The 21,792-nt window shown below is 66.2% G+C and carries 19 protein-coding genes; 8 read left to right on the top strand and 11 right to left on the bottom strand.

The genetic code is table 11. The features are described from left to right. Nucleotides 1–555: 555 nt before the first annotated feature. The 4 genes from QZ546_RS15145 to QZ546_RS15130 form a co-directional block, all read right to left on the bottom strand. On the bottom strand, nt 556–2,148 hold the full coding sequence (locus QZ546_RS15145; protein ID WP_294239315.1) for a flavin monoamine oxidase family protein: 1,593 nt from the start codon (nt 2,146–2,148) through the stop codon (nt 556–558). Nucleotides 2,149–2,545: 397 nt separating this feature from the next. Continuing rightward, a complete protein-coding gene (locus QZ546_RS15140) occupies nt 2,546–2,893 on the bottom strand; it encodes a cupin domain-containing protein (protein ID WP_294239313.1) in 348 nt (115 codons plus the stop codon). A gap of 29 nt (nt 2,894–2,922) precedes the next feature. Next, nucleotides 2,923–3,384 carry a GNAT family N-acetyltransferase gene (locus QZ546_RS15135; protein WP_294239323.1) on the bottom strand — a complete coding sequence of 154 codons (462 nt, stop codon included), beginning with the start codon at nt 3,382–3,384 and terminating at the stop codon, nt 2,923–2,925. Between the two features lie 124 nt (nt 3,385–3,508). After that, nucleotides 3,509–4,510 carry an AraC family transcriptional regulator gene (locus QZ546_RS15130; RefSeq protein WP_294239311.1) on the bottom strand — a complete coding sequence of 334 codons (1,002 nt, stop codon included), beginning with the start codon at nt 4,508–4,510 and terminating at the stop codon, nt 3,509–3,511. A 213-nt stretch (nt 4,511–4,723) separates the two neighbouring features. Here QZ546_RS15130 and QZ546_RS15125 point away from each other — a divergent pair, with 213 nt between their 5' ends. Genes QZ546_RS15125 through QZ546_RS15115 form a run of 3 tightly spaced genes read left to right on the top strand, consistent with a single transcriptional unit; the run spans nt 4,724 to nt 7,410 of the window. After that, the gene (locus tag QZ546_RS15125) at nt 4,724–5,944 is read left to right on the top strand and encodes a styrene monooxygenase/indole monooxygenase family protein (RefSeq protein WP_294239307.1); all 1,221 of its coding nucleotides are present in this window, start codon (nt 4,724–4,726) and stop codon (nt 5,942–5,944) included. A gap of 1 nt (nt 5,945) precedes the next feature. Next, nucleotides 5,946–6,419, top strand: coding sequence for a flavin reductase family protein (locus QZ546_RS15120; RefSeq protein ID WP_294239304.1), 474 nt, complete (start codon nt 5,946–5,948; stop codon nt 6,417–6,419). 46 nt (nt 6,420–6,465) lie between these two features. Continuing rightward, a complete protein-coding gene (locus QZ546_RS15115) occupies nt 6,466–7,410 on the top strand; it encodes a transporter (protein WP_294239301.1) in 945 nt (314 codons plus the stop codon). A 203-nt stretch (nt 7,411–7,613) separates the two neighbouring features. Here the strand turns inward: QZ546_RS15115 and QZ546_RS15110 are convergent, their stop codons facing one another. From QZ546_RS15110 to QZ546_RS15090, 5 genes are all read right to left on the bottom strand, one after another. After that, nucleotides 7,614–9,209: an NAD(P)/FAD-dependent oxidoreductase gene (locus tag QZ546_RS15110; RefSeq protein WP_294239298.1), complete on the bottom strand. Its 1,596-nt coding sequence runs from the start codon at nt 9,207–9,209 to the stop codon at nt 7,614–7,616. Between the two features lie 6 nt (nt 9,210–9,215). Continuing rightward, nucleotides 9,216–10,007, bottom strand: coding sequence for an SDR family oxidoreductase (locus QZ546_RS15105; RefSeq protein ID WP_294239295.1), 792 nt, complete (start codon nt 10,005–10,007; stop codon nt 9,216–9,218). Between the two features lie 101 nt (nt 10,008–10,108). Beyond that, on the bottom strand, nt 10,109–11,608 hold the full coding sequence (locus QZ546_RS15100) for an indolepyruvate oxidoreductase subunit beta family protein (protein WP_294239293.1): 1,500 nt from the start codon (nt 11,606–11,608) through the stop codon (nt 10,109–10,111). Beyond that, nucleotides 11,608–13,734, bottom strand: a complete 2,127-nt coding sequence (locus QZ546_RS15095) for an indolepyruvate ferredoxin oxidoreductase subunit alpha (protein WP_294239290.1) — start codon at nt 13,732–13,734, stop codon at nt 11,608–11,610. Before QZ546_RS15095 ends, QZ546_RS15100 begins: the two co-directional genes overlap by 1 nt. Before the next feature lie 3 nt (nt 13,735–13,737). Then, a complete protein-coding gene (locus QZ546_RS15090; protein WP_294239287.1) occupies nt 13,738–14,517 on the bottom strand; it encodes a cyclase family protein in 780 nt (259 codons plus the stop codon). Between the two features lie 134 nt (nt 14,518–14,651). Between QZ546_RS15090 and QZ546_RS15085 the strand changes: the two genes are divergently transcribed. From QZ546_RS15085 to QZ546_RS15070, 4 genes are all read left to right on the top strand, one after another. Further along, complete coding sequence (locus QZ546_RS15085) at nt 14,652–15,113, top strand: MarR family transcriptional regulator (protein WP_294239285.1); 462 nt, start codon at nt 14,652–14,654, stop codon at nt 15,111–15,113. Nucleotides 15,114–15,179: 66 nt separating this feature from the next. Then, nucleotides 15,180–17,474, top strand: coding sequence for a bifunctional salicylyl-CoA 5-hydroxylase/oxidoreductase (locus QZ546_RS15080; protein WP_294239282.1), 2,295 nt, complete (start codon nt 15,180–15,182; stop codon nt 17,472–17,474). An 8-nt stretch (nt 17,475–17,482) separates the two neighbouring features. After that, nucleotides 17,483–17,986: a MarR family winged helix-turn-helix transcriptional regulator gene (locus QZ546_RS15075; protein ID WP_294239280.1), complete on the top strand. Its 504-nt coding sequence runs from the start codon at nt 17,483–17,485 to the stop codon at nt 17,984–17,986. Continuing rightward, nucleotides 17,983–18,390, top strand: coding sequence for a thioesterase family protein (locus QZ546_RS15070; RefSeq protein ID WP_294239278.1), 408 nt, complete (start codon nt 17,983–17,985; stop codon nt 18,388–18,390). Before QZ546_RS15075 ends, QZ546_RS15070 begins: the two co-directional genes overlap by 4 nt. A gap of 212 nt (nt 18,391–18,602) precedes the next feature. Here the strand turns inward: QZ546_RS15070 and QZ546_RS15065 are convergent, their stop codons facing one another. Then, complete coding sequence (locus QZ546_RS15065) at nt 18,603–19,514, bottom strand: fumarylacetoacetate hydrolase family protein (protein WP_294239275.1); 912 nt, start codon at nt 19,512–19,514, stop codon at nt 18,603–18,605. A 27-nt stretch (nt 19,515–19,541) separates the two neighbouring features. After that, nucleotides 19,542–20,669 (bottom strand): cupin domain-containing protein, encoded by a 1,128-nt coding sequence (locus tag QZ546_RS15060; RefSeq protein WP_294239272.1) that lies wholly within the window; start codon nt 20,667–20,669, stop codon nt 19,542–19,544. A 101-nt stretch (nt 20,670–20,770) separates the two neighbouring features. Between QZ546_RS15060 and QZ546_RS15055 the strand changes: the two genes are divergently transcribed. Continuing rightward, entirely contained in the window at nt 20,771–21,778 is a 1,008-nt protein-coding gene (locus tag QZ546_RS15055; RefSeq protein WP_294239270.1) for a carbon-nitrogen hydrolase family protein, read from the top strand. Nucleotides 21,779–21,792 lie beyond the last annotated feature (14 nt).

The following is a 21,792-nucleotide window of genomic DNA, read 5'->3' as shown; positions in this document are numbered from 1 at the left end:
AAAGGCCGGATACGTTTTCGCAGACTGCTCAGATCGTCAGACACAAACCGCTTGCCGACGGGGCGAGCCATACGTTTGCACCGGTGCGGCTGTATTGGGATCGGGGTCCGGGTCGGACATGGTGGTCGCGGAAACGGGCATCAAGCCGGACGCGACTTGCGCCGATGCAGCGCCGTTCGCCCCGAACAGCAGGCAGGATGTCAATGCGATAGAAGATACGGCGTGACGATTCCTCATGGTTGTCCCCCTTGTCATGGTGCGACAAACAGGATCCTCTCCCGATTATGCATATTAGAATGTTGAATTTTGTTTTTGCTGGCACTTCAGAAGATAAGAATCGACTTTACCGCGTGGATGATTTGATGAATCGCCCGTCATGGCAAGTTCATAATTTCTGATGGATGTGGTTTTTCAGAGGAAATGTCGTAAATTGGCCACATGGAATATATGAATACTTGAAAAGCGCGTCGGCCCTGCGGCTGCCGCTGGTGCGGAGCCGGGCGCAATTCGGTTTTTAAGACCGGGGGGCGGGCCTGATCGCCCGCCCTCCCAAATTCAGGCGGCGCGTCGGGCCTTAGGCCCCTCGCTGGCGACGCGTCGCGCGATGGCGCCCACCTGCTGCCGGGCCGACTGGATGCCGCCTTCCTGCCAGCCCGGTGTCTGGCTGAGCGCCGCACTGGCGAAATAGACGCGGCCCTCCGGCTCCTGCAGGAAACGATAGGCGGGGGTGTCGATATGCCCCTCCTGCCGGCCATTGGCGCTTCCGGCATTCCAGTCGGGCCAGGGCCCCAGGCTGAAGGGGATTTTGTGCCAGTTGACCGCGATCCCGTTGACGCAGTCCGCGCCGTGGCCGGGGTGCAGCCGGTCGATCACCCCGCGCGAAAAGGCGATCTGCTCGGCGATCGGTCGCTTCTGGAACTCGGCGGCGACCGGGCCGGAGCTGTAGCAGCCCAGGATCATGCCGCGTTCGCTGTGAAGTCCGGCCGAGGGATACCAGATCAATGTGGTCGGGCCGCCGACGAACGAAATACCGCCATAAATCTGCTCGCGTTCCCAGAAGCGCGGGCTCTCAAAGGCGACCTTGTTGGAATAATCGTATTTCACCTCGGCGATGGTCCGCTTCAGCCGGGGGGAGAAGTTGGTGGTGATCCCCGCCAGCACCGGGAAGGGGATGGTGCAGATCAGAAAGTCGGCGGCGACGGTCGTCACGACGCCGCTGCTCCGGTCTCGATAGACGACATCCACGCCGGTGTGTTTCTGGCGGATCTCCGTGACTTCGGCCCCCAGCAGCGCGGGGCGGCGCAGATGCCGGTCGAACCCTGCATGGATGCGGTCCATGCCGCCGACCGGTTCGAACATCGTCGCCTGCATGTACAGATTGTCCTCGAACAAGGTCATCGGCAGACGCTGGTTGGCGAGCAGCTGGTCGAGCGGCATGGCGGTCGAGGGCGACGCGAAGGTGACGCCCGCGCCGGGCGCGGTGCCGAAGCCCGACCGCTCGGTCCCCTTGAATCCGCCATCGGCATCGAGATCGCCATAGGCCTTCAGAAAGGGCAGCAGCCGCTCGCGATCGGCTGCGCTGAGTTCCCGGTCCAGCGAGCCCTGGTTGATCGCCTTGGCCAGCAGCTCGGCGATACGACCCCGCATGTCGTTGATCGCGGTGCGCATCCGGATCTTCGACCCGTCATCGGCCATGACATAGGCCGACCGGCTGGAATTGACCTCCACCTCCATCGGCACACCGAACTTCTTGGCATAGCCCAGCAGCCCCTGGTGAAAGCTGGGGATGCGGGCGGGTCCGGCATTGAAATAGATGCCGTCGGAAAAGCGGGCGGTCTGCGTCTCCTCGCCGTTCATCTCGATCCTGTCGCCATCGCGCACCGTCCAGGCCCGTCCCCCGACCCGATCGCGCGCCTCCAGCAGGGTGACGAGGAAACCCGCCTGTTCCAGCTCATAGGCGGAGGTCAGGCCCGCGATGCCCGCCCCCAGCACCACGACATGCCGTCCGCGCCCCAGACCCTGGGGCGGCGCTTCCCAATCCTGTGCATGAGCGATCCCGGCCAGCCCGAGCGCCTGCATCGCGCCCATCATGGGGCCCAGCCCCGCCACCATTCCCAATTTGCCGAGTACCGATCGCCGTGTTGCCATGCCGTCCCGTTCCCCCTTTGGCCCAGATGCTGAAGCGGCGGACGGCGAAGCGCCGTCACACCCACCCGTCAGCATCCCCTCGGCGTCAGGATCACAGGTTTCGCGGCCACCACAATGGGCTGTCGCGCAACTTTCGGTCGCTCACTCGGTCGGTGAGTGAATCAAATGAAACCTATCCTTCACGAAAGTGCAACTTGTTTGTTGTGGCCGCGACCAGCGTGTTCTGGGCCGTGAAGCGTCGATCGGTCGATGGACCGTGCGGATTTCACGGCGTAGCGATCAAGGCGCGCCGCCTCGCCGGAAATGCGTTTGTAGTCGGATCAAATTCTCGGCAGCGGATGGCGAGGATATGGCGATTGTCGCCGCTCCATTCCGGCATCGCGGCCGGGATGGCGCTTTAAAGGTCCAGCCTGTCGCCGCGCGTCGATGGGCTGGAGACCACCAGAAAGCGGACATCGCCCGTGCCGTCATTGCGGGCCTGATGACCGGCCCCGGGCGGGATTTCTATCCCGGACCCGGGCGTGATCCGGTGATCCACGCCGTCCAGTTCCATGGTCAGTTCACTGGATAGGGTATAGAAGAATTGCCGGGCCACGGCATGAACATGCCTGCGTTCGCCGGTGCCCGGCAGCATTCTTTCCTCGATGACCATCAGGTCCGGGGAGGGGGCCAGGATCCATCCGTCGCAATTCTCGCCCCAGCCATAATGCTCGGCATTGTCGACGCTGCGTTTCAATATCGCCACTTGTCGCCGGTGCTGCCGGGGCGCAGCGGTCAATTCAGGTCCAGGTGTAGAAACTGACTGAAGGCGTTCTGTTCATAGGCCGCAAATGGCGGACCGTCGCGGAATCCGCGCCGTCGATAGAGCGCCAGCGCCGGATCGAAAGCGGGGCCGGTCCCCGTCTCCAGGCTCAGCCGGACGACGCCCCGCCGGGCCGCTTCGGCGATGATCGCGTCCAGCATGCAGGCGGCCGCCCCCTGGCGCAGATAATCCGGATGGGTGCGCATCGACTTCAGCTCGGCCCCGCCGTCCGGCAGCATCTTGAGCGCGCCGATGCTCGCCAGCCGCCCGCCGTGGCGGGCCGTCCAGACCGTGACCTCGGGTGCCTTCAGGCCGGACAGGTCGAGCGCGAAAACGCTCTCCGGCGGAGAATTGGCGTGCATCCCGGCCAAGTGGAGCGCGAGCAGCTGTCGCGTGTCTTCGCGGCTCAGATCGTCTTCGCGAATGTCGAACATCATCTCATCCCGAATGCAAAAGCCCCGTGACGGTTAGGCGCCGATCGTGTGATCCGCCAGACCCAGGCGGGGACACGGTGTCAGGTTTCCCCGCCGCCGGCCATCGACTGGCGTCGTTATGGCATTACCGGGCGCGCCGCAGGGTTTCGGACGGGGTTTCGCCGTACAGCTTGCGATACTGCCCGGCGAAGCGCCCCAGTTCGAAAAATCCCCAATCCTGCGCCAGGCGCGACACGGTGACGTCGGGCATGGGATTCAGCAGCGCTTCCCGCACGCGGCGCATCCGGCACGCCCGAAGATGCGCCATGGGGGATGTGTTGCGGAACCGACGAAAGCCGTCGAACAGCGCACGGCCGCTCACCCCGCTGACCGCGACCAGCTGCTCGATCGAGATCGGGTCGGCGGCATGTTCCTCGATATATTGTTCGACCAGCCGGACATGCTTGGGTGCGATCGAGCGGTCGCGGTCGCGCAGCATGTCGCTGAAATTATGCTCCTGCCCCTCGATCAGGCTGAGCAGCAGCGTCTGTTCGAGCTGTTGGATCGCCAGGCTCTGGGGATGGGCCTGGTCCTGGCATTCGACCAGGCCGACCAGCAATTCGGTCAGCCGCCACCATTCGGCCCCCAGTCCTTCGCGCGGGATGGCAAGGCGGAAGTTCAGCGGGCGGCGCAGCATATGGCCGAGCAGGGACGCGACATGCTGCTCCAGCGCCTCCCGGTCGATCCGTACCATATATTTGGCGCAGTCGGGCGACCAGCGCATCGTCACCAGATCTTCGGGCGAGAGCAGGGTGCCGACCGTGTCGGAGGCCCGAACGGTTCGCCCGCCCGCCTCGACCATCGCTTCGCCCGCATAGGGCAGCATCAGCAGATAGAAATTCTGGAGCTTGCCAGGGTCGATCTGGACTTCGGCGCCATAGCCCATGGTCGCGATGGAGCTTTGTCTGATGGTCACGGCATTCTGCCATGCCTGCAACCTGGCGCCCTGCGAGACGGGGCTGAGCCGGTGGTCGCAATAGAGGCGTGCGACGTGCGCCCGCGTTTCGTCCACGTCCGACGAGCCGAACACGCGGCACTTGTCGAGCGGTTGCGCCTGCCCGTTGCGGGGCGTCATCCTGTCCAGCATCGCGTCTCCACCGATCCCGCCGTCACCGGCGGATTAAGCCATGGTCCATGTCCACCTGCAACTTCCGGCCGGTTTCCCCGGCTCGTGCAGCTTTATAACATTTCAAGCCTAAAATATGCAATCCGCGAACAGCGTCGGCGGTCGCTGCATAGTCCCGGCGTCGAACACCGACTTATCCTGCCTCCATCATACAGGCATGTGGAGACCGGAGAGATGACGCGGATCGGGATCGTCGGTGCAGGCCAGGCGGGGCTGCAACTGGGTATGGGTTTGCTCGAAAAGGGGCATGAGGTCATCATGCTGTCCAACCAGACGGCCGAGCAGATTGCGGGCGGCCGCGTCACCTCCAGCCAGTGCATGTTCGACCAGGCACGGGCGCATGAGCGCGCGCTGGGCATCAATTTCTGGGACGATGCCTGTCCGCCGGTCGACGGGATCGGCTTTTCGCTAGTCGGCGAGGATGGAAATTCGCAGATGTCCTGGGCGTCGCGGCTCGACGCGCCCGCCCAGTCGGTCGACCAGCGGGTAAAGATGCCGCGCTGGCTGGCGGAGTTCGAGAAGCGTGGCGGCGAGCTACGCATCTGCGACGCGGGCATCGCCGAGCTGGAGGACCTGGCGCGCGAATGCGATCTGGTGCTGGTCGCTTCGGGCAAGGGCGAGATCGGCAAGCTGTTCGAGCGGGATGCGGAAAAGTCGCCCTTCGACAAGCCGATGCGCAGCCTGGCGCTGACCTATGTCCATGGCATGACGCCGCGGCCCGAGCATAGCGCGGTCAATTTCAACCTGGTCCCCGGTGTCGGCGAATATTTCGTCTTCCCCGCGCTGACCCTCAGCGGCCCGTGCGAGATCATGGTTTTCGAGTCGCTGCCCGGCGGGCCGATGGACGTCTGGAACCCGCGCGCGACCCCGGCCGAACATCTGGAAACCAGCCTCGATGCCCTGAAGCGCTTCGTGCCCGCCGAATATGATCGGTCGCGCGACTGCACGCTGACCGACGCGCAGGGCTGGCTGACCGGGCGCTTCCCGCCGACGGTCCGCAAGCCGGTGCTGACCCTGCCATCGGGCGCCAAGGCGCTGGGTCTGGGCGATGCGGTCTGCCTGAACGACCCGATCACGGGGCAGGGGGCGAACAACGCCGCAAAGAGTGCGGCCATCTATCTCGACTCGATCCTGGCGAACGAGGGCAAGCCGTTCGACGCCGCCTGGATGCAGGCGACCTTCGACCGATACTGGGATTATGCGCAGTTCGTCGTCGGCTGGACCAACGGCATGTTGCAGCCGCCACCTCCGCACATGGTCCAGCTGCTCGGCGCCGCCTCGGCCCAGCCGCGCGTGGCGCACTGGTTCGCCAATAACTTCGACGATCCGAGCCGCTTCTTCCCGACCATCGCCGCGCCCGAGCTGACCGAGAGCTTCATCCTGGAGGCCGCATAACATGGACCGCATGGCTCTTCGCCGGACCTTCGGCCGCTTCGCCACGGGGGTCACGATCGTCACCTGCGCGACGGGGGAGGGGGTGCATGGCATGACCGCGAACTCCTTCACCTCGGTCTCGCTTGACCCCGCGCTGGTGCTGATCAGCATCGACAACAAGGCCAAGATGGCCGCGCGGCTGCGCGAGGCGGGGCATTACGGCCTCAACATCCTGTCGCAGCAGCAGATGGCGCTGTCGAACCACTTCGCAGGGCGTCCCACCGACCAGCCGATCGACTTCGACTGGCATGAGGACATTCCCTTGGTGCGCGGCGCGATGGCGCATCTGGCGTGCCGGGTGAGGGACGTGTTCCCGGCGGGCGACCATTGCCTGTTCGTCGCCGAGGTGGTCGACCACCGGCACGAGGACGAGTCGACGCCGCCGCTGCTCTTCTACGGCGGCGCGTACCGGCAGTTGCACGAGATGGCCGCCTGATCGGGCGGCCACCGGCCGAAGACCATCAACAAGAAAGGGGGATTTTATGCGGAAGTTTTTCGCCACGATGGCGCTCGCGCTGGCGACGGGGGTATCGACGCCGGCGCTGGCGTCCGAGCTGGGCGGCGGCGTCTATCCGAACGGCGCGGAGGGCTATTCGGGGGCGGCCCTGCCGCCGCCGGGCACCTATCTGCTCGGCTATCTCCAGCATTATGAGGCGGATCGTTTCAACGGGCCGGACGGCGATGCGGGGCTGCTCCCCAATTTCCGCGTCCGCTCCGACGCGGCGATCGTGCGGATGGTGCATATGACGCCGGTGAAGATTCTGGGTGCGACCTGGGGGATGCAGGCGATCGTGCCGGTCGTGCGGCTGAAGGTCGGCGCGGCGGGCCTGGGCGACGAGACCACAGGGCTGGGCGATATCACCGTCGATCCGATCCTGTTGGGATGGCATTTCCAGAACGGCGTGCATATCACCGCGGGCGTCGACATCAACCTGCCGCTGGGTGCCTATGACCGGCGCAAGCTGTCCAGCATCGGCCGCAACTATCTGAATTTCGAGCCGGTCGTGGGGATCGCCTATTATGGCAAGAAGGGTTTCTCGCTCGACGTGAAGGTGATGTACGACATCAACACCCGCAACAACCAGGCGGTGTTCACCCCCTTCAACCCCACGGGCGCCAGCTATCGCAGCGGGAACGAGCTGCACGCCGATTTCGCGGTGGGCCAGCAGATCGGCAAGTGGAAGCTGGGCGCCTCGGGCTATGTCTATAAGCAGACGACGAAGGACCAGGTGTCGAATGCCGCCGCGCAGGCCTTTGTCGACCGGATGCGCGGGTTCAAGGGCCAGGTGATCGGCGTCGGCCCCTCGGCCAGCTATCAGGCGGGCAAGGTCCAGCTGATCGGTACCTGGCAGCATGAGTTCCATGCCGAGAACCGGCCGCAGGGCGACAAATTCTGGTTGAAGGCGATCGTCCCGATCGGCCGCTAAAGGGCGCTGGCCAACTGGGCTCCCGCCAATGCGGCGGGGGCCTGTTTTTTGGGGCGCTTTCCATTCCTCCCCTGCAAGGGGAGGGGGACCATGCGCAGCATGGTGGAGGGGTGTCACGGGTGGTGGGTCAGCCCACCCTCTCCGGCCGGGACACCCCTCCGTCAGGCCTTCGGCCTGCCACCTCCCCTTGCCGGGGAGGAATTTCAGGCAAGACGGTCCGCGACCATCGAGCCGGACATGCCGCCAAGTCCCGGGCCGGGATGGGTCGAGGCGCCGATCTGGTACAGGCTCTTGATCGGCGTTTCATGGTTCCCCGGCGTCGCACGCGGGCGCCAGAGCATGAACTGGTCGAGCGAACAGTCGCCGCCATAGGGATCGCCGCCGACCAGGTTGACATTCAGCGCCGCCAGATCGGCTGGGCTGATGACGTGGCGGTCGAGGATGCTGGCACGCAGGTTCGGGATCAGCGCGCAGAGCCGGTCGACGATGCGGTCGGCATAGGCCTCGCGCAACTCCGGCGTCCAATGGCCGTCCTCCGGCGTGGGTATCAGCCCAGCGGCATCGCCCTTGACCGCGCTGTCGCGGGGCAGTTCCTGCAACTGGATCCAGAAGATCCATTTCCCATCCGGCGCGCGGCTGGGGTCGACGGCGATCGGCTGGGCGACGACGATGCTCGCCTCGGCGGGGAGCAGGCCGCGTTCCGCCTCATTGACGGCGCGGGATACCGCCTCCAGCCCGTTGCTGATGTGGAGCATCGCCACGTCGCGAAGCGCGAGGTCGGGCCATTGCGGGGGTTCCGACAGAGCCAGGTGGATCTGCATCTCGCCGCGTCCATAGCGATAGGCCTTGGCCTCGCTCCGCGCGCGTTCGGGGGTGGCGCTGGCGGGGAGCAATCGCTCATAAAGCTGGGTAGGCGTGACCGAGGCGACGACCGCCTTTCGCGCGCGCACGACCTCGCCGCTACCCAGCCTTATGCCGGTCGCGCGGCCGCGTTCGACGATGATCTCGGCGACGTCGGCGTTCGTACTAACGCGGCCGCCCTTTTCCTCGATCAGCCGGGTGAACGCCTCGACGATGCGCGCGCTGCCGCCCTCGACCATCGGGCTGCCCGCCGCCTCCAGCGACAGCAGGACCAGCCGGTTCATCAGCGCCGACGCGCTGCTCTCCGGCGACAGGCCGACATGCAGGACCCAGGGCGCAAACAGCGCCTGCGAGAGCGGCGAGGAAAAGTCGCTGCGCAGCCAGTCGCGCGACGCGCGCAGCATCCCGCCGAACATCCGGCCGAGTGCCTTGGGGCCGCGCTTGCGAACCTCGCCGAGCAGCAGTCTGGCGGTCGGCCAGGACCAAAGCTCGCCGCCGAGCAGGCCGAAGACCAGGGGGGCGATGTCCTCCACCTCGGCCATGGCGCGGGCATAGGCCTGTCCGTCGCCGGGCGCGCAGGCGTCGAGCGCCGCGATATTGGCGGCGCGGTCGGTGCGGAAGATGATGCTGCGACCATCGTCCATTACCGAGGCGGTCGGCGTCGCCGTGTTGCGAAAGCGCAGGCCGTGCCGCGCCAGCTCCGGCCCCAGCTCGGCATAATGGGGCGAGGTGACGAACAGCGGATAGAGGGTCGACAACGTGTCGTGCCGGAAGCCCGGCAGCGTCAGCTCCTCGGTGCGGATACAGCCGCCCGCCACCGCCTCCCGCTCGAACAGCGCGACGCGCTTGCCCTTCAGCGCGAGGCGCGCGCCGCAGACCAGCGCGTTGATCCCGCTGCCGATGATGACGATATCGGCGTCTCGGTTTCCGGCCGCCATCCTGGGTCAGCCGTGTGCGGCGAGGAGCGGCATCAGCGGCACGCGCCGCTCCGGCCCGAGCATCCCGTAACCGCCATCGACCGCCGTCTCGCTGCCGGTCATGTAGGAGGCGGCGTCGGAGGCGACGAAGGCGACGACCTGCGCGACTTCCGAGGCATCGGCGACGCGGCCGAGCAGGTTGAGGTCGCTCGACACCTTGTCGGCATGGGCACGGTTGCCCCCGGCGAGGCCGCCAATCGGGTCCGACCAGATATGGCCGAGCGTCACCATGTTCACCCGGATACCGTCGGCGGCGTAGTCCATCGCCTGCGACCGGGTGAGGTGCGCCAGCGTCGCCTTCGACACCGGATAGGCCCAGCGGCCGATATGCGCGAACTTGCCCGAGATCGAGCCGATATTGACGATGTTGCCGCGCGTATTGGCGAGGTGCGGGCGGGCCGCTTCACCCAGGATTGCGGCGGAGACGGCGTTGACGTTCAGCGTCTGGAGCCAAGTCTCGCGCGCGGTGGCGGGGCCCTCATCGCCATAAGAACAGGCGTTGTTGACCAGGATGTCGATCTGCCCGAACCGGGCGATGGCGGTCCCGACCAGATGCGCGATGGCGGCATCGTCTGTGATGTCGGTCGCGACGAACAGCGCGTGTTCGCCCAGTTCCTCGGCGAGCTTGGCGCCTTGATCCTGGTTGCGCGCGGCGATGACGACCTTCGCGCCCTCGGCATGCAGCTTGCGGGTGATCGCCCCGCCGATCGATGCGCCGCCCCCGGTGACGATCGCGACCTTTCCATCCAGCATGGCCATGCGGTCTTCCTCATATCCGTCGATGTTACGCTGTCAGTCTATGGCCCGGCGGCGCGGCGGCGTTATGCAGCCAGTGCCGGGCCTGTTCGCTGGGCGCGGGTTTATCCGGTCGCGGCCAGCGCGCAGCCCAGCGCCTCGCCCTTTTCGTCGGCCAGCGCGGCGTCGTGCAGCGCCGCGATCCGCGCTGCCGCCCCCGGCTTGGCGAGCGCGGCGGGCACGGCCGCCATGACCAGCTGGAAATGCGCAAGACCGCGCTCGAACGTGTCCGAATAGCCCTTGATCAAATTCTGGCAGCGCAGGACCGCAATGGCGGCGTCCCGGTCGGTGCGCGCGGCCTGAAGCACCAGGTCCAACCAGGCCGCAATCCGCGCCTGTTCCTCGTCATAGCGCAACGTCCGCCGCCGCACCCCCCGCATCCCGGCCAGCAGCCGCAGCATCAGGAACCAGCGCAGCCCGGTCGTCCGCACATGGCGACCACTCTGGAAAAACGGCTCCAGCCGACGGCGCAGCCCGTCGTGCCTCAGGATGAAGCGACCCAGCCCGGCGGGCAGCGTCTCGCAGACCTCCTGAAGGCGCGGATGCATATATTCGGTGACGGTCAGCAGCTGATCGTCCTTGGCCCGCACCTCCCGCGCGACGCGGTCGCTGCGGGTCGCACGGACCTTCAGGTCGGCGACGCGGATCGTGTCCTCATAGGCCATCCAGAGCGCCAGATGCCGGGCCGCCGTCTCGGTCAGCGCGCCGTCCGCACCGTCCAGCGGCACGAACGCCGCCAGTCGGTCGAGATAGTCGCCGGCATAATCGGCATCCTGATAATCCATCAGCTTGCGCACGCCCTCGGTCGCGGTGGCCTGTGCGCCTTCGGGCAGGGTGTTGGCGATGCGCGCAGCAAGTGTACGTCCGGCAGGCGTCGTCGGGACCGGGGGCCCGGCGGGCTTGTCCCGTGCATCCTCCTCACCGGCCTGCGCCGAGTCGAAGCCCAGGCCGAAGCCCTTCAAATTGGGCTCGACCGCCTTGCCGCCGTGCCGGATCGCGTCCTCGAACGCCTCACGCGGGAAGGGCAGGGCCTCGCTACCCGCGAGCGCGCCGAGCATGATCGAGCTGATGACGCTGCCCGACTTGGCGGCGGCGGCCGACATGTCGAAGCCGATGAAGCGCCGCGCGCGCCTTTTGGCGGCGGCCAGGATGCGCTCGCTGGCACCGGTGCCGTCGCCCAGCGCGGCTTTCTCCGAGATCGCATAGACGCGGTGGGTGGAGCCGATCAGCGTGGTGCGATCCTCGCTGACGAAGCCGCGCAGGATCGCGCGACCGGCCTCCATCAGTTCGGACGCGATGACGATATCGACATCGCCCGGCACCGGCATCATCGCCAGCACAGGGTCGGGACGGTTGCCGCCGCTGGGCCGCGTGCGTACCAGTTCGATATAATAGACGGTCGATCCGGTCCGCTGTGCGACACCGGGGACCGAGGTGCCTTGCGCCACATAGCCATGGGCACGCGCGATATGCTGAACCCATTCGGCCAGCACGCCGCCGCCTTCGCCGCCCAGCGCCAGGATGGCGATGGTGATCCGGTCGCGATCGGGAAGAATGCGTTCCATCAGAAAGCCCTCGCGGCAAGGTGGCGGTCATGGCGCTGTTGCAGCCAGCCGATGACGCGCTGGGTCATGCGGTGACGCCATGTCTCCCAGCGGCCGGGGTTGGAGACGATGCTCGCCTTCCAGAAGGAGGGGCAGAGTATGGCGGCATGGGCGACCTCGCCGCAATTGCCGCAGCCGACACAGCTATTGTCGATATGCGTGACGGGATGCTGGCGCAGCGGATCGGGATTGTCGCGGATGCTGAGCGATGGACAGCCCGACAGGCGGATACAGGCATGGTCGCCGGTGCAGGTGTCGGGATCGACGCCGAACCGCTCGCGCACCACGCGCTGCCCTTCCTTGGCGGCCTTGGCCATCAGCGGCTTTTCGCGGCGCTGCTTGTTCAACATGCATTCCGACTGGGCGATGATGACCTTCGGCCCCTTTTCCGGGCTGGTCATCGCCTCGCGGATCAGGTCGCGCATCTTCGCCACGTCATAGGTGCGGGTCAGCGTGCGCGCCCATTTGACGCCCATGCCGCGCACCGCCTTTTCGATCGGGTGGTTGGTGATGCGGGTGTCGTTCTTCGCGCGCGAGGACAGGATGTCCTGCCCGCCGGTCGCCGCCGAATAGCCATTGTCGACGATGACGGTAACGGTCTCGTCCTGGTTGAAGACGGCATTGCCGATGCCCGAGGTCAGGCCGTTATGCCAGAAACCGCCATCGCCCATCACCGCCAACGCACGCTTGCCCTCGGGCTTGAAAGCAGAGGCAGCGGCGGCACCCAGGCCATAGCCCATCGTCGTATTGCCGATGTTGAACGGCGGCAGGATCGAGAAGAGGTGACAGCCGATATCGGCGGAGACGTGCATCTCGCCCAGTTCGCGCTGGACCAGCTTCATCGCCGCGAAGATCGGGCGTTCGGGACAGCCGGTGCAGAAGCCCGCCGGGCGCTGCGGCACGGTGGCGGCGACATCGGCGGGGACGGGTACCACCGCGCGGGGCTCCGGCGCGCGTTCGGGGGCATGGTCGCGCAGGAACTTGGCGAGGCCGTCGCCGATCACCTGCCCCGAATATTCGCCCGCGCGCGGCATCACGTCCTTGCCGACCAGCTTCGTCTGGATATCGGCGCGGCGCAGCAGCGTGCTGAGTTCATGCTCGATGAACTCGGGTTGCCCTTCCTCCAGCACCAGCACCGCGCGTTTCCCTGCGCAGAAGGCGACGACTTCCTCCGGGATCAGCGGATAGACGACGTTGAGGCAGTAGATCGGGATACGCGCCGCGCCGAACGTATCGGAGAGACCGGCCAGCTCCAGTGCGCGGTTGAGCGTGTTGTAGAGGCCGCCCTGCACGATGATGCCGATCTCGTCGCGTTCCGGCCCGAACCATTCGTTCAGCCGCTGTTCGCGGACGAATTTCTGGGCGGCGGGCCAGCGCTGTTCGATCTTCTCGATCTCATGCTGGAAGATCGCGGGCGGCAGGACGATGCGGTCGACCGCGCGGCGCGGATTGGCGGCGGCTTGCCCGACGGTCATGGTCGGGCGGCGATTGTCGCTGGCGACGAAGCTGCCGGTCATGTGGCAGCTGCGCACCCGCATCTCGATCATCACGGGCGTGTTCGACGCCTCGGACAGTTCGAAGCCCTTTTCGACCATACCGACGATGGTCGGCAAATTGGGGCGCGGGTCGAGCAGCCACATCTGGCTCTTCATCGCAAAGGCATGGGTCCGCTCCTGCATGATCGAGGAGCCTTCGCCATAATCCTCGCCGACGATGATGAGCGCGCCGCCGGTGACGCCGCCGCTGGCGAGGTTGGACAGCGCGTCGGAGGCGACATTGGTGCCGACCACCGACTTCCAGGCGACCGCGCCGCGCAGGGGATAGTTCACCGAGGCCGCCAGCATCGCGCCTGCCGCCGCCTCATTGGCGTTGGATTCGAAATGCACGCCCAGTTCGCGCAGCAGCGGATCGGCGTCGGCGAAGACGTCCATCAAATGGCTGATCGGCGAACCCTGATAGCCGCCGACATAGGCAACCCCGGCCTGGAGCAGCGCCTTGGTGACGGCGAGAATGCCTTCGCCCTCGAACACGTCGCCCGCACCCAGGCGGAGCTTTTCGACTTCCTTCTTGAAGGACCGTTCGGCCATGGATCAGCTCCCGACGAAAGCAAGGACGCGCAGCGGACTGCCCGAGCCGCCACGGATTTTCAGGGGCGCGGCGACGATGACCGTGCCGGTCGGCGGCAGCCGGTCGAGATTTGCGAGGCATTGCAGGCCGTAGCGGCCCGCACCGTGCAGCAGCGTATGCGCGGGGTAGGGCGGGGTCATGGTATGGGCCTGGCCCGCATCGGTGCCGATCGTCTCGACACCGAAGCCGATGATGTCGCGCTCCTCGACCAGGAAGCGGACGGCATCTGGGTCGGGGCCGGGGGTGTGCGGGCCATCCTCGCGCCGGTTGGTATAGGCATCGCCCTGACGCTTCGACCAGTCGGTGCGCAGCAGGACCCAGCTCCTGGCCGGGATGCGGCCATGACTGGCTTCCCAGGCGCGGAGAAAATCGGCGGTCAGGATGAAGTCGGCGTCCGCCGCCGCCTCCGCCGAGGCGTCGATCACGACCGCCGGGCCGACGAAATGCGTGGGGTCGATGGTGTCGACGCTGTTGTTGGGCAAGTCCTTACCCGTCACCCAGTGGAGCGGCGCGTCGAAATGGGTGCCGGTATGCTCGCCGGTGGTGAAGTTGCTCCACGCCCAGGCGACGCCGCGCTCGTCATAGCGGGAGATTTCCTGGCGGCTGAACGGTGCGGTCTGGCCGAAGGGCTCGGGCAGGATCAGGACTGGCGTGTCCTCGGATAACTCCTGCGTCAGATCGACGACTTCGATCGATCCGGCGGTCAGGGCTTGCGCGAAACGAGACAGGGCGGACTCGGCCATCGTCGGTCTCCAATCATGTTCTTCTTAGTCGAAAGCTGCCGAATAAAACGTGCATATGCAACTAAATTCTTTTTGGGTCGGTTGCGAGGGGGCGGAGCAGGGGCTAAGGCGCTGGCGAATTGGGAGCTATCGGATTGGACCATCGTACGCAGGGCGATCCCGGAACGGCGGCGTTCCAGGTCGAGCGTTACCCCTTCTTCCTGATCAACCGGCTGGCGAGTCGCTACAATGCGACGATCGAGCCACTGCTGCGCGACATCGGGCTCGACATTCCCAATTGGCGCGTCCTGATGATCCTGGGCGAACATGCCCCGCGCGGGGTGCGTGACATCGCCGAGGCGGCCGTCATTCCGCTGTCCACCATGACCCGCATCGTCCAGCGCATGGCCGCCGCCGATCTGGTCACGCTGACCGCCAGCGAAGAGGATGCGCGCGTCACCCTGGTCGCCCTGACCGCGACCGGCGAATCGAAACTGGCCGAGGCCCGGAAGGCGACCTCGCCCGTCTATCAGCAGGTGATTGCGGGACTTTCCGCCCGCGATTTCGACCGGCTGCTGACCCTGCTCGACCGCGTCTATCGCAATCTGGAAGGCTGATCGCGCGAAACCCCTTGATCGGCGCATCCATATATTTTAGGTCTAAAACAAATAGAGGAGATGCCGATGCGTGTCGTTTGTCTGGGTGGCGGGCCTGCCGGGCTCTACTTCGCGATCTCGATGAAGCTGCGCGACCCGTCGCATGACGTGCTGGTCGTGGAGCGGAACAAGGCGGGCGACACGTTCGGCTGGGGCGTCGTCTTCTCCGACCAGACGCTGACCAATTTGCGCGCCAACGATCCGGTCAGCGCAGCAACCATCGAGTCGGAATTCGCGCATTGGGACGATATCGAGGTGGTCGTGGGCGACCATGTCGAGCGCTCGGGCGGGCATGGCTTTATCGGCATCGGGCGCAAGCGGTTGCTCAATATCCTGCAGGATCGCGCCCGCGCGCTGGGCGTGCGGTTGCAGTTCGAGACGGACTTCGACGCCGACCTGACCAAATGGGCCGATTACGACCTGATCGTCGCGGCGGACGGCATCAACAGCCGGATTCGCACCGCCCATGAGGACAGGTTCGACGTCGACATCGACACGCGCGCCAACAAGTTCATCTGGCTGGGCACGCCGCGCCTGTTCGACGCCTTCGCCTTCATCTTCGAGAAGACCGAGGCGGGGTGGATCTGGGCGCACGCTTACCGCTTCGACGAGACGCGCTCGACCTTCATCGTCGAATGTTCGGAGGCGACTTGGAAGGGGCTGGGCTTCGACACGATGGAGCAGGCCGATGCGATCGCCGCGTGCGAGCGCATCTTCGCGCGGCATCTGAACGGCGAGCCGCTGTTGACCAACTCGGCGCATCTTCGCGGCTCGGGTGCCTGGATCAACTTCCGGCGCATCCTGTGCGGGGAATGGTCGTTCGACAATGTCGTGCTGCTGGGCGACGCGGCGCACACCGCGCATTTCTCGATCGGGTCGGGCACCAAGCTGGCGCTGGAGGATGCGATCAAGCTGGCCGAGGTCATGAGCCGGCCCCATGTCGCGCAGGACCGCGCCGGGATGGCCGCCGCGCTGGCGGAATATCGCAACGAACGGCATGTCGAGGTGCTGAAGATCCAGAATTCGGCGCGGAACTCGACCGAATGGTTCGAGACGCTCGACCGCTATCTGGGTTTCGACCCTAAGCAGTTCGCCTATTCGCTCCTCACCCGGTCGCAGCGGGTGAGCCATGAGAATCTGCGCCTGCGCGATCCGAAATGGCTGAACGGTATCGAGCAATGGTTCGCCGCGCGCTCCGGCGGCAATGAGGCGGTGCCGCCGATGTTCGCGCCCTATCGCCTGCGCGAGCTGACTTTGCCCAACCGCGTCGTGGTGTCGCCGGTGCTGACCTATGCCGCCGGGCCGGACGGGGTGCCGGGCGATTTCCACCTGGTCCATTACGGCGCCCGCGCCATGGGCGGGGCGGGGCTGATCGTGACCGAGATGACCGCCGTGTCGCCCGAGGGGCGGATCACGCCCGCTTGTCCCGGTCTGTGGAACGACGAACAGGCGGCGGCGTGGCGGCGGATCACCGAGTTCGCCCATGCGCAAGGGGCGGGCAAGCTGTGCATCCAGCTGGGCCATGCGGGGCCGCGCGGTGCGACGCTACCCGGATCGGTTCAGCCGGACCGTCCGCTACCCGAAGGCGGCTGGCCGCTGCTCGCGGCGTCGGACAAGCCCTATCTTCCCGAAAGCCAGCGTCCCTCCGCGATGACCCGCGCCGATATGGACCGGGTGCGTCAGGATTTCGTCGCCGCCGCGGCCCGCGCGTTCGACGCCGGGTTCGACATGATCGAGATCCAGGCCGGGCATGGTTTCCTGCTGTCGTCCTTCATCACGCCGCTGATGAACGACCGGACCGACGATTATGGCGGCAGCCTGGCGAACCGGCTGCGCTTCCCGCTGGAGGTGGTGCGCGCGGTCCGCGCGACCTGGGGCGAGGATCGTCCGCTGGCGGTCCGCATCTCCGCCAATGACTGGGCGGGCGCGGCGGGCGTGACCCCGGCCGAAGCCGTCGAGATCGCCGCCGCGCTGCGTGAGGCGGGGGCCGATCTGATCGACGTGTCGGCGGGCGAGACGGCGCCACAGGCACGGCCCGTCTATGGCCGGATGTTCCAGACGCCTTTCTCCGACCGTATCCGCAACGAGCTGGACTGCCCGACCATGGCGGTCGGCAACATCTACGAGGCGGATCACGTCAATGGCATCCTGGCCGCGGGCCGCGCAGATCTGGTGGCGCTGGGCCGTCCGCATCTGGCCGATCCGAACTGGACGCTCCATGCGGCGGCGGCGGCCGGGCACAAGATGCCGGTGCCTTCGGCCTATGCCCTTGGCCAGGCACAGCTTATGCGCAACGTCCAACGCCAGTCCGAGACGGCGTGACGACGCGCATGGAGACCTTGATTTTGACGGACCGCATTCGCGAAAAGCATGACGGGGCCTTGGCGGGCCGGATGGACATCAAGGTCCTGTTGCGCCTGCTGAGCTGTTCGATGACCATCGAGAAGCGGCTGCGTCGCCGCTTCATCGAGCAGTTCGACACCACCCTGCCGCGCTTCGACGTGCTGGCCGCGCTGGAGCGGCATCAGGAGGGGATCACCATGGGCGAGCTGTCCCGCTCGCTGCTGGTGTCGAACGGCAACGTCACCGCGCTGGTCCGGCAGCTGGAGTCGGATGGCTATGTCTCCAGCCAGCCCGCGCCCGAGGATCGGCGCCGCTACATCGTGGCATTGACGCCGCAGGGGCGGGCGCATTTCGCCGAGTTGGCGACGGCGCATCACGGCTGGATCGCGGCAATGTTCGACCGCGTGCCGGATGCGCAGATGGCCCAGCTCTATGATCTTCTGGCGATCCTCAAACAGTCGCTGGGGGCCGAAGGAGAGGATAACGAATGACATTCCGTTCGACGCAGCAGGTCCGCTTCGCGCATGTCGATGGCGCGGGGATCGTCTTCTACCCCCGCTATTTCGAGATGCTGAACGCGGCGATCGAGGATTATTTCGCGTACGGCATCGGCGTCGACTTCGCCGAGATGCACGGCGAGCGCGGCCTCGGTGTGCCGACCGTGCGGCTGGAGGCCGACTTCGCGGCGCCCAGCCGGTTGGGCGAGGCGCTCGATTTCCTGGTCCAGCCCGAGCGCGTCGGGCGCAGCTCGGCCGAAATCTCGGTGCAGGTCGAATGCGGCGGCGAACTCCGCTTTCGCGCGACCGTGGTGCTGGTGTGCATGGACTTGAAGGGGGGGCGTTCGGTCGAATGGCCCGCCGATATGCGGCCCCAAGCGCTGAGCGTGGCGGCGTAAACGATCCTCCCCGGCACGGGGAGGTGGCAGGCCGCAGGCCTGACGGAGGGGGGGCTTCCACACAGGATGTCCTGTGCCGCACGCCCCCTCCACCATGCTGCGCATGGTTCCCCTCCCCGTGCCGGGGAGGAATTTTATATTTGGCCACAATGCAGAACGGCCCCCGATCTTGGCGATCGGGGGCCGTTCCTATTCCTTCCAGCATCGGGACCTTATCCCGCCACGACCGAATGCCGCAGCTTGCCGATGCCGACGACCTCGCCTTCGATCACGTCACCCGGCCACACCCATTCCTGGGGCGAGCGACCCGCGCCGACACCTTCCGGGGTGCCGGTCGCGATGATGTCGCCGGGTTCCAGCGTGATGCCCTGGCTGATGTCGGCGATCAGTTCGTCGACCTTGAACAGCATGTGGCTGGTATTGTTGCGCTGCTTCTCGACGCCGTTGACGGTCAGCCACAGGTCCAGCGTCTGCGGATCGGGGATTTCGTCGGCCGTCACGATGCACGGCCCCATCGGGCAATAGCTGTCCTGCCCCTTGGAATAGATCCACTGACCCGCGCGGCGACAATCACGCGCGCTCATGTCGATCAGGGTAGTGTAGCCGAAGACGTGGCGCAGAGCGTCCTCACGCGCGACGCGCTGCGCCGTGGTGCCGATGATCGCGCCCAGTTCGATCTCCCAGTCCAACTGCTGGGTGATGTCGGCGCGGTGGACGATCGGCTCGCCCGGCGCGATGACGCTGGTCGGCGGCTTGGAGAAGATGACCGGCTTCTTCGGCAGATCAGCCGAGGTGTCGAGCGCGGCGGCGCTCTCCGCGACATGGTCGATATAGTTCAGGCCGATGCCGAACACATTCTTGCGCGGGCGCGGGATCGGGGCGAGCAGCTTGACGCCCGCCAGCGGACGCGCGCCATCGACCGGCCAGCGGCCCTTGGCCTCGTCCAGCAGCAGCTTCAACTCGGCGACCGCGACCGGCCCCAGGTCGATGAAGTCGAGCATCCGCGACGGCAGCGGCACGCCCGCGCGCGCGCCCAGCTTGGCGACGTCGATGACCAGACCATCGACCAGCACGCCCAGCCGGCCTTCGGCTTCGACATCGGCGCGATACGTAACAAGACGCATGATAATCCTTTCAGGAAAGGGGAGGGGTCAGGACAGGACCGGCTGGTGCCCGCCATTGTCGGCAAAGGCTTCCGATCGGTAGAGATTGAGCGCGCGCATCGCGGGCAGATCGTGGAAGGAAAACAGGCAGGCGTCCTCGCTCGCCGATCCGTTGACATGCTCGTGCCACATCCAGGACGGCACGACGAAGATGTCGCGCTCCTTCCAGTCGAAGCGCTTGCCGCCGATGATCGAATGGCCCGAGCCCTTGGCGCATTGATAGACGAAGCTGCCGACCTCGCGATGCGCCTTGGTATGTTCGCCGGGACGGAGAAGCTGCATCGACGCGCCGATGGTCGACATGGGCGGGCCGCCGTTGAACGGGTTCACATAGTTCATGTGGATGCCGTCGAAGGGCGATCCGTCCGTCGCGCGAGAATAGCGGAGCAGCGCCTCATAGGTCGGCTCCCACTCGTACTTCAGCAGCGGCGAGTAACGCTTCGACCAGCTTTCCCCGGCGGGCAGCAGCGCGGCATTGCCCCAGGTCGCGGTGGAGTCGTCGACCGCGTAGCCGACCGCCTGGTTGAGATCGGGGTGGACCTCGTAGAAATTGGCCTCCAGCGCGTTCATCAGCGGGATGTCGAGTCCGTCCTGCCAGATGCAGACCGAGCCGTCCTCCGCTACGCCATGTTCGTGCCAGGTGCCGTTGGGGGTCAGAACGAAGTCGTTGCGACCGAGCGTCATCTTGTGCCCGTCGACATTGGTGAACGCGCCCGATCCCTCCATGATGAAGCGCAGCGCGGAGGCGGAGTGGCGGTGTGCCGAGGCGACCTCGCCTGGCCCCATCACCTGCAGGCCGGTATAGAGCCAGCCTACCGCCGCCGACACGTCGCGCCGTCCCGGATTGGCGAGATAGACGACGCGGCGCCCGGCCTTTTCCGGGCTGACCAGTTCCAGCGCGCGCAGCACATGGTCGCGCAGGCGGTCATAGTGCCAGACGACCGGCACCGACTGGGACTTGGGTTCCCAGGGTTCGATCTTGTTGGCGACGGTCCACAATGCGCCTGCGTGCTGGTCTTCGAGATCGCGGTAGAAATCGACCAGTTCGGCCGTATCGCTGACATTGGCACGGCCCGCGACATCCTCGCGAAATGCGTCATAGCTCTCCGTCGACATGCTCGATCTCCTTGTCGCGTCAAATTAGTTCAGGCTTAAAATATCTTGCCAAGCGCTGTCAATCGGGGTTAGGAAAAACTTGCACATGCAAGGAACGCCTCATGCTGAACCTGCCTCGATTCAAGGCCGCCGCGGTCCAGGCCGCGCCCGTTTTCCTCGATCCCGCTGCCACCGTCGACAAGGCTGCCAGCCTGATTCGCGAGGCGGCGGCGAACGGCGCCGAGCTGGTCGCCTTCCCGGAGGTGTTCGTCGCCGGCTATCCCTATTGGAGCTGGATCGCCGATCCGATCGCGGGAAGCCCGTGGTTCGAGAAGCTGGCCCGCGCCTCGATCCTGGTGCCGGGGCCGGAGATCGACCGGGTCTGCACCGCCGCGCGCGAGGCGGGGGTGCATGTCGTCATCGGCGTCAACGAACGCAGCCCGGTGTCGCTGGCCACGCTCTACAACACGCTGGTCTTTATCGGCCCCGACGGCACGATCCTGGGCAAGCATCGCAAGCTGGTGCCGACCTGGGCGGAGAAGCTGACCTGGGCGCATGGCGACGGGTCAACGCTGAAGGTCTATGACACCGCGATCGGGCCGCTGGGCGGGCTGGCCTGTGGCGAGAATACCAACACGCTCGCGCGGTTCAGCCTGCTGGCGCAGGGCGAGCTGGTCCATATCGCCAGCTATATCGCGCTGCCCGTCGCACCCGCCGATTACGACATGGCCGAGGCGATCAAGGTCCGCGCTGCGGCACATTGCTTCGAGGGGAAGCTGTTCACCATCGTCTCCTGCTCGACCGTGTCGGAGGAGATCGTCGCGGCGATGGAGACGCTGGTGCCGGACGCCCGCGCGCGGCTGGAACGAAAGAACAGCGCCTTTTCCGGCATCCTCGGCCCCGATGGCCGTGTGGTCGGCCAGCCGCTGATCGACGAGGAAGGCATCGTCTACGGCGAGATCGACCTGTCCCGCTGCATCCAGCCCAAGCAGATGCACGACATTATCGGCCATTATAACCGTTTCGACGTGTTCGACCTGCGCGTGAACGCGGCGCCGCAACAGCCGGTGCGGATCGAGACGGCGCCGCCCGCGCCCGAGCCCGAAACCGGCATCGACGCCCAGCCCTGATACCGAACATCATC

The organism is uncultured Sphingomonas sp. (assembly GCF_913062585.1).
Classification (GTDB): Bacteria; Pseudomonadota; Alphaproteobacteria; order Sphingomonadales; family Sphingomonadaceae; genus Sphingomonas.
Note: the sequence above shows the minus strand (reverse complement) of the source record. Positions and strands in the feature narration are given on the sequence as shown.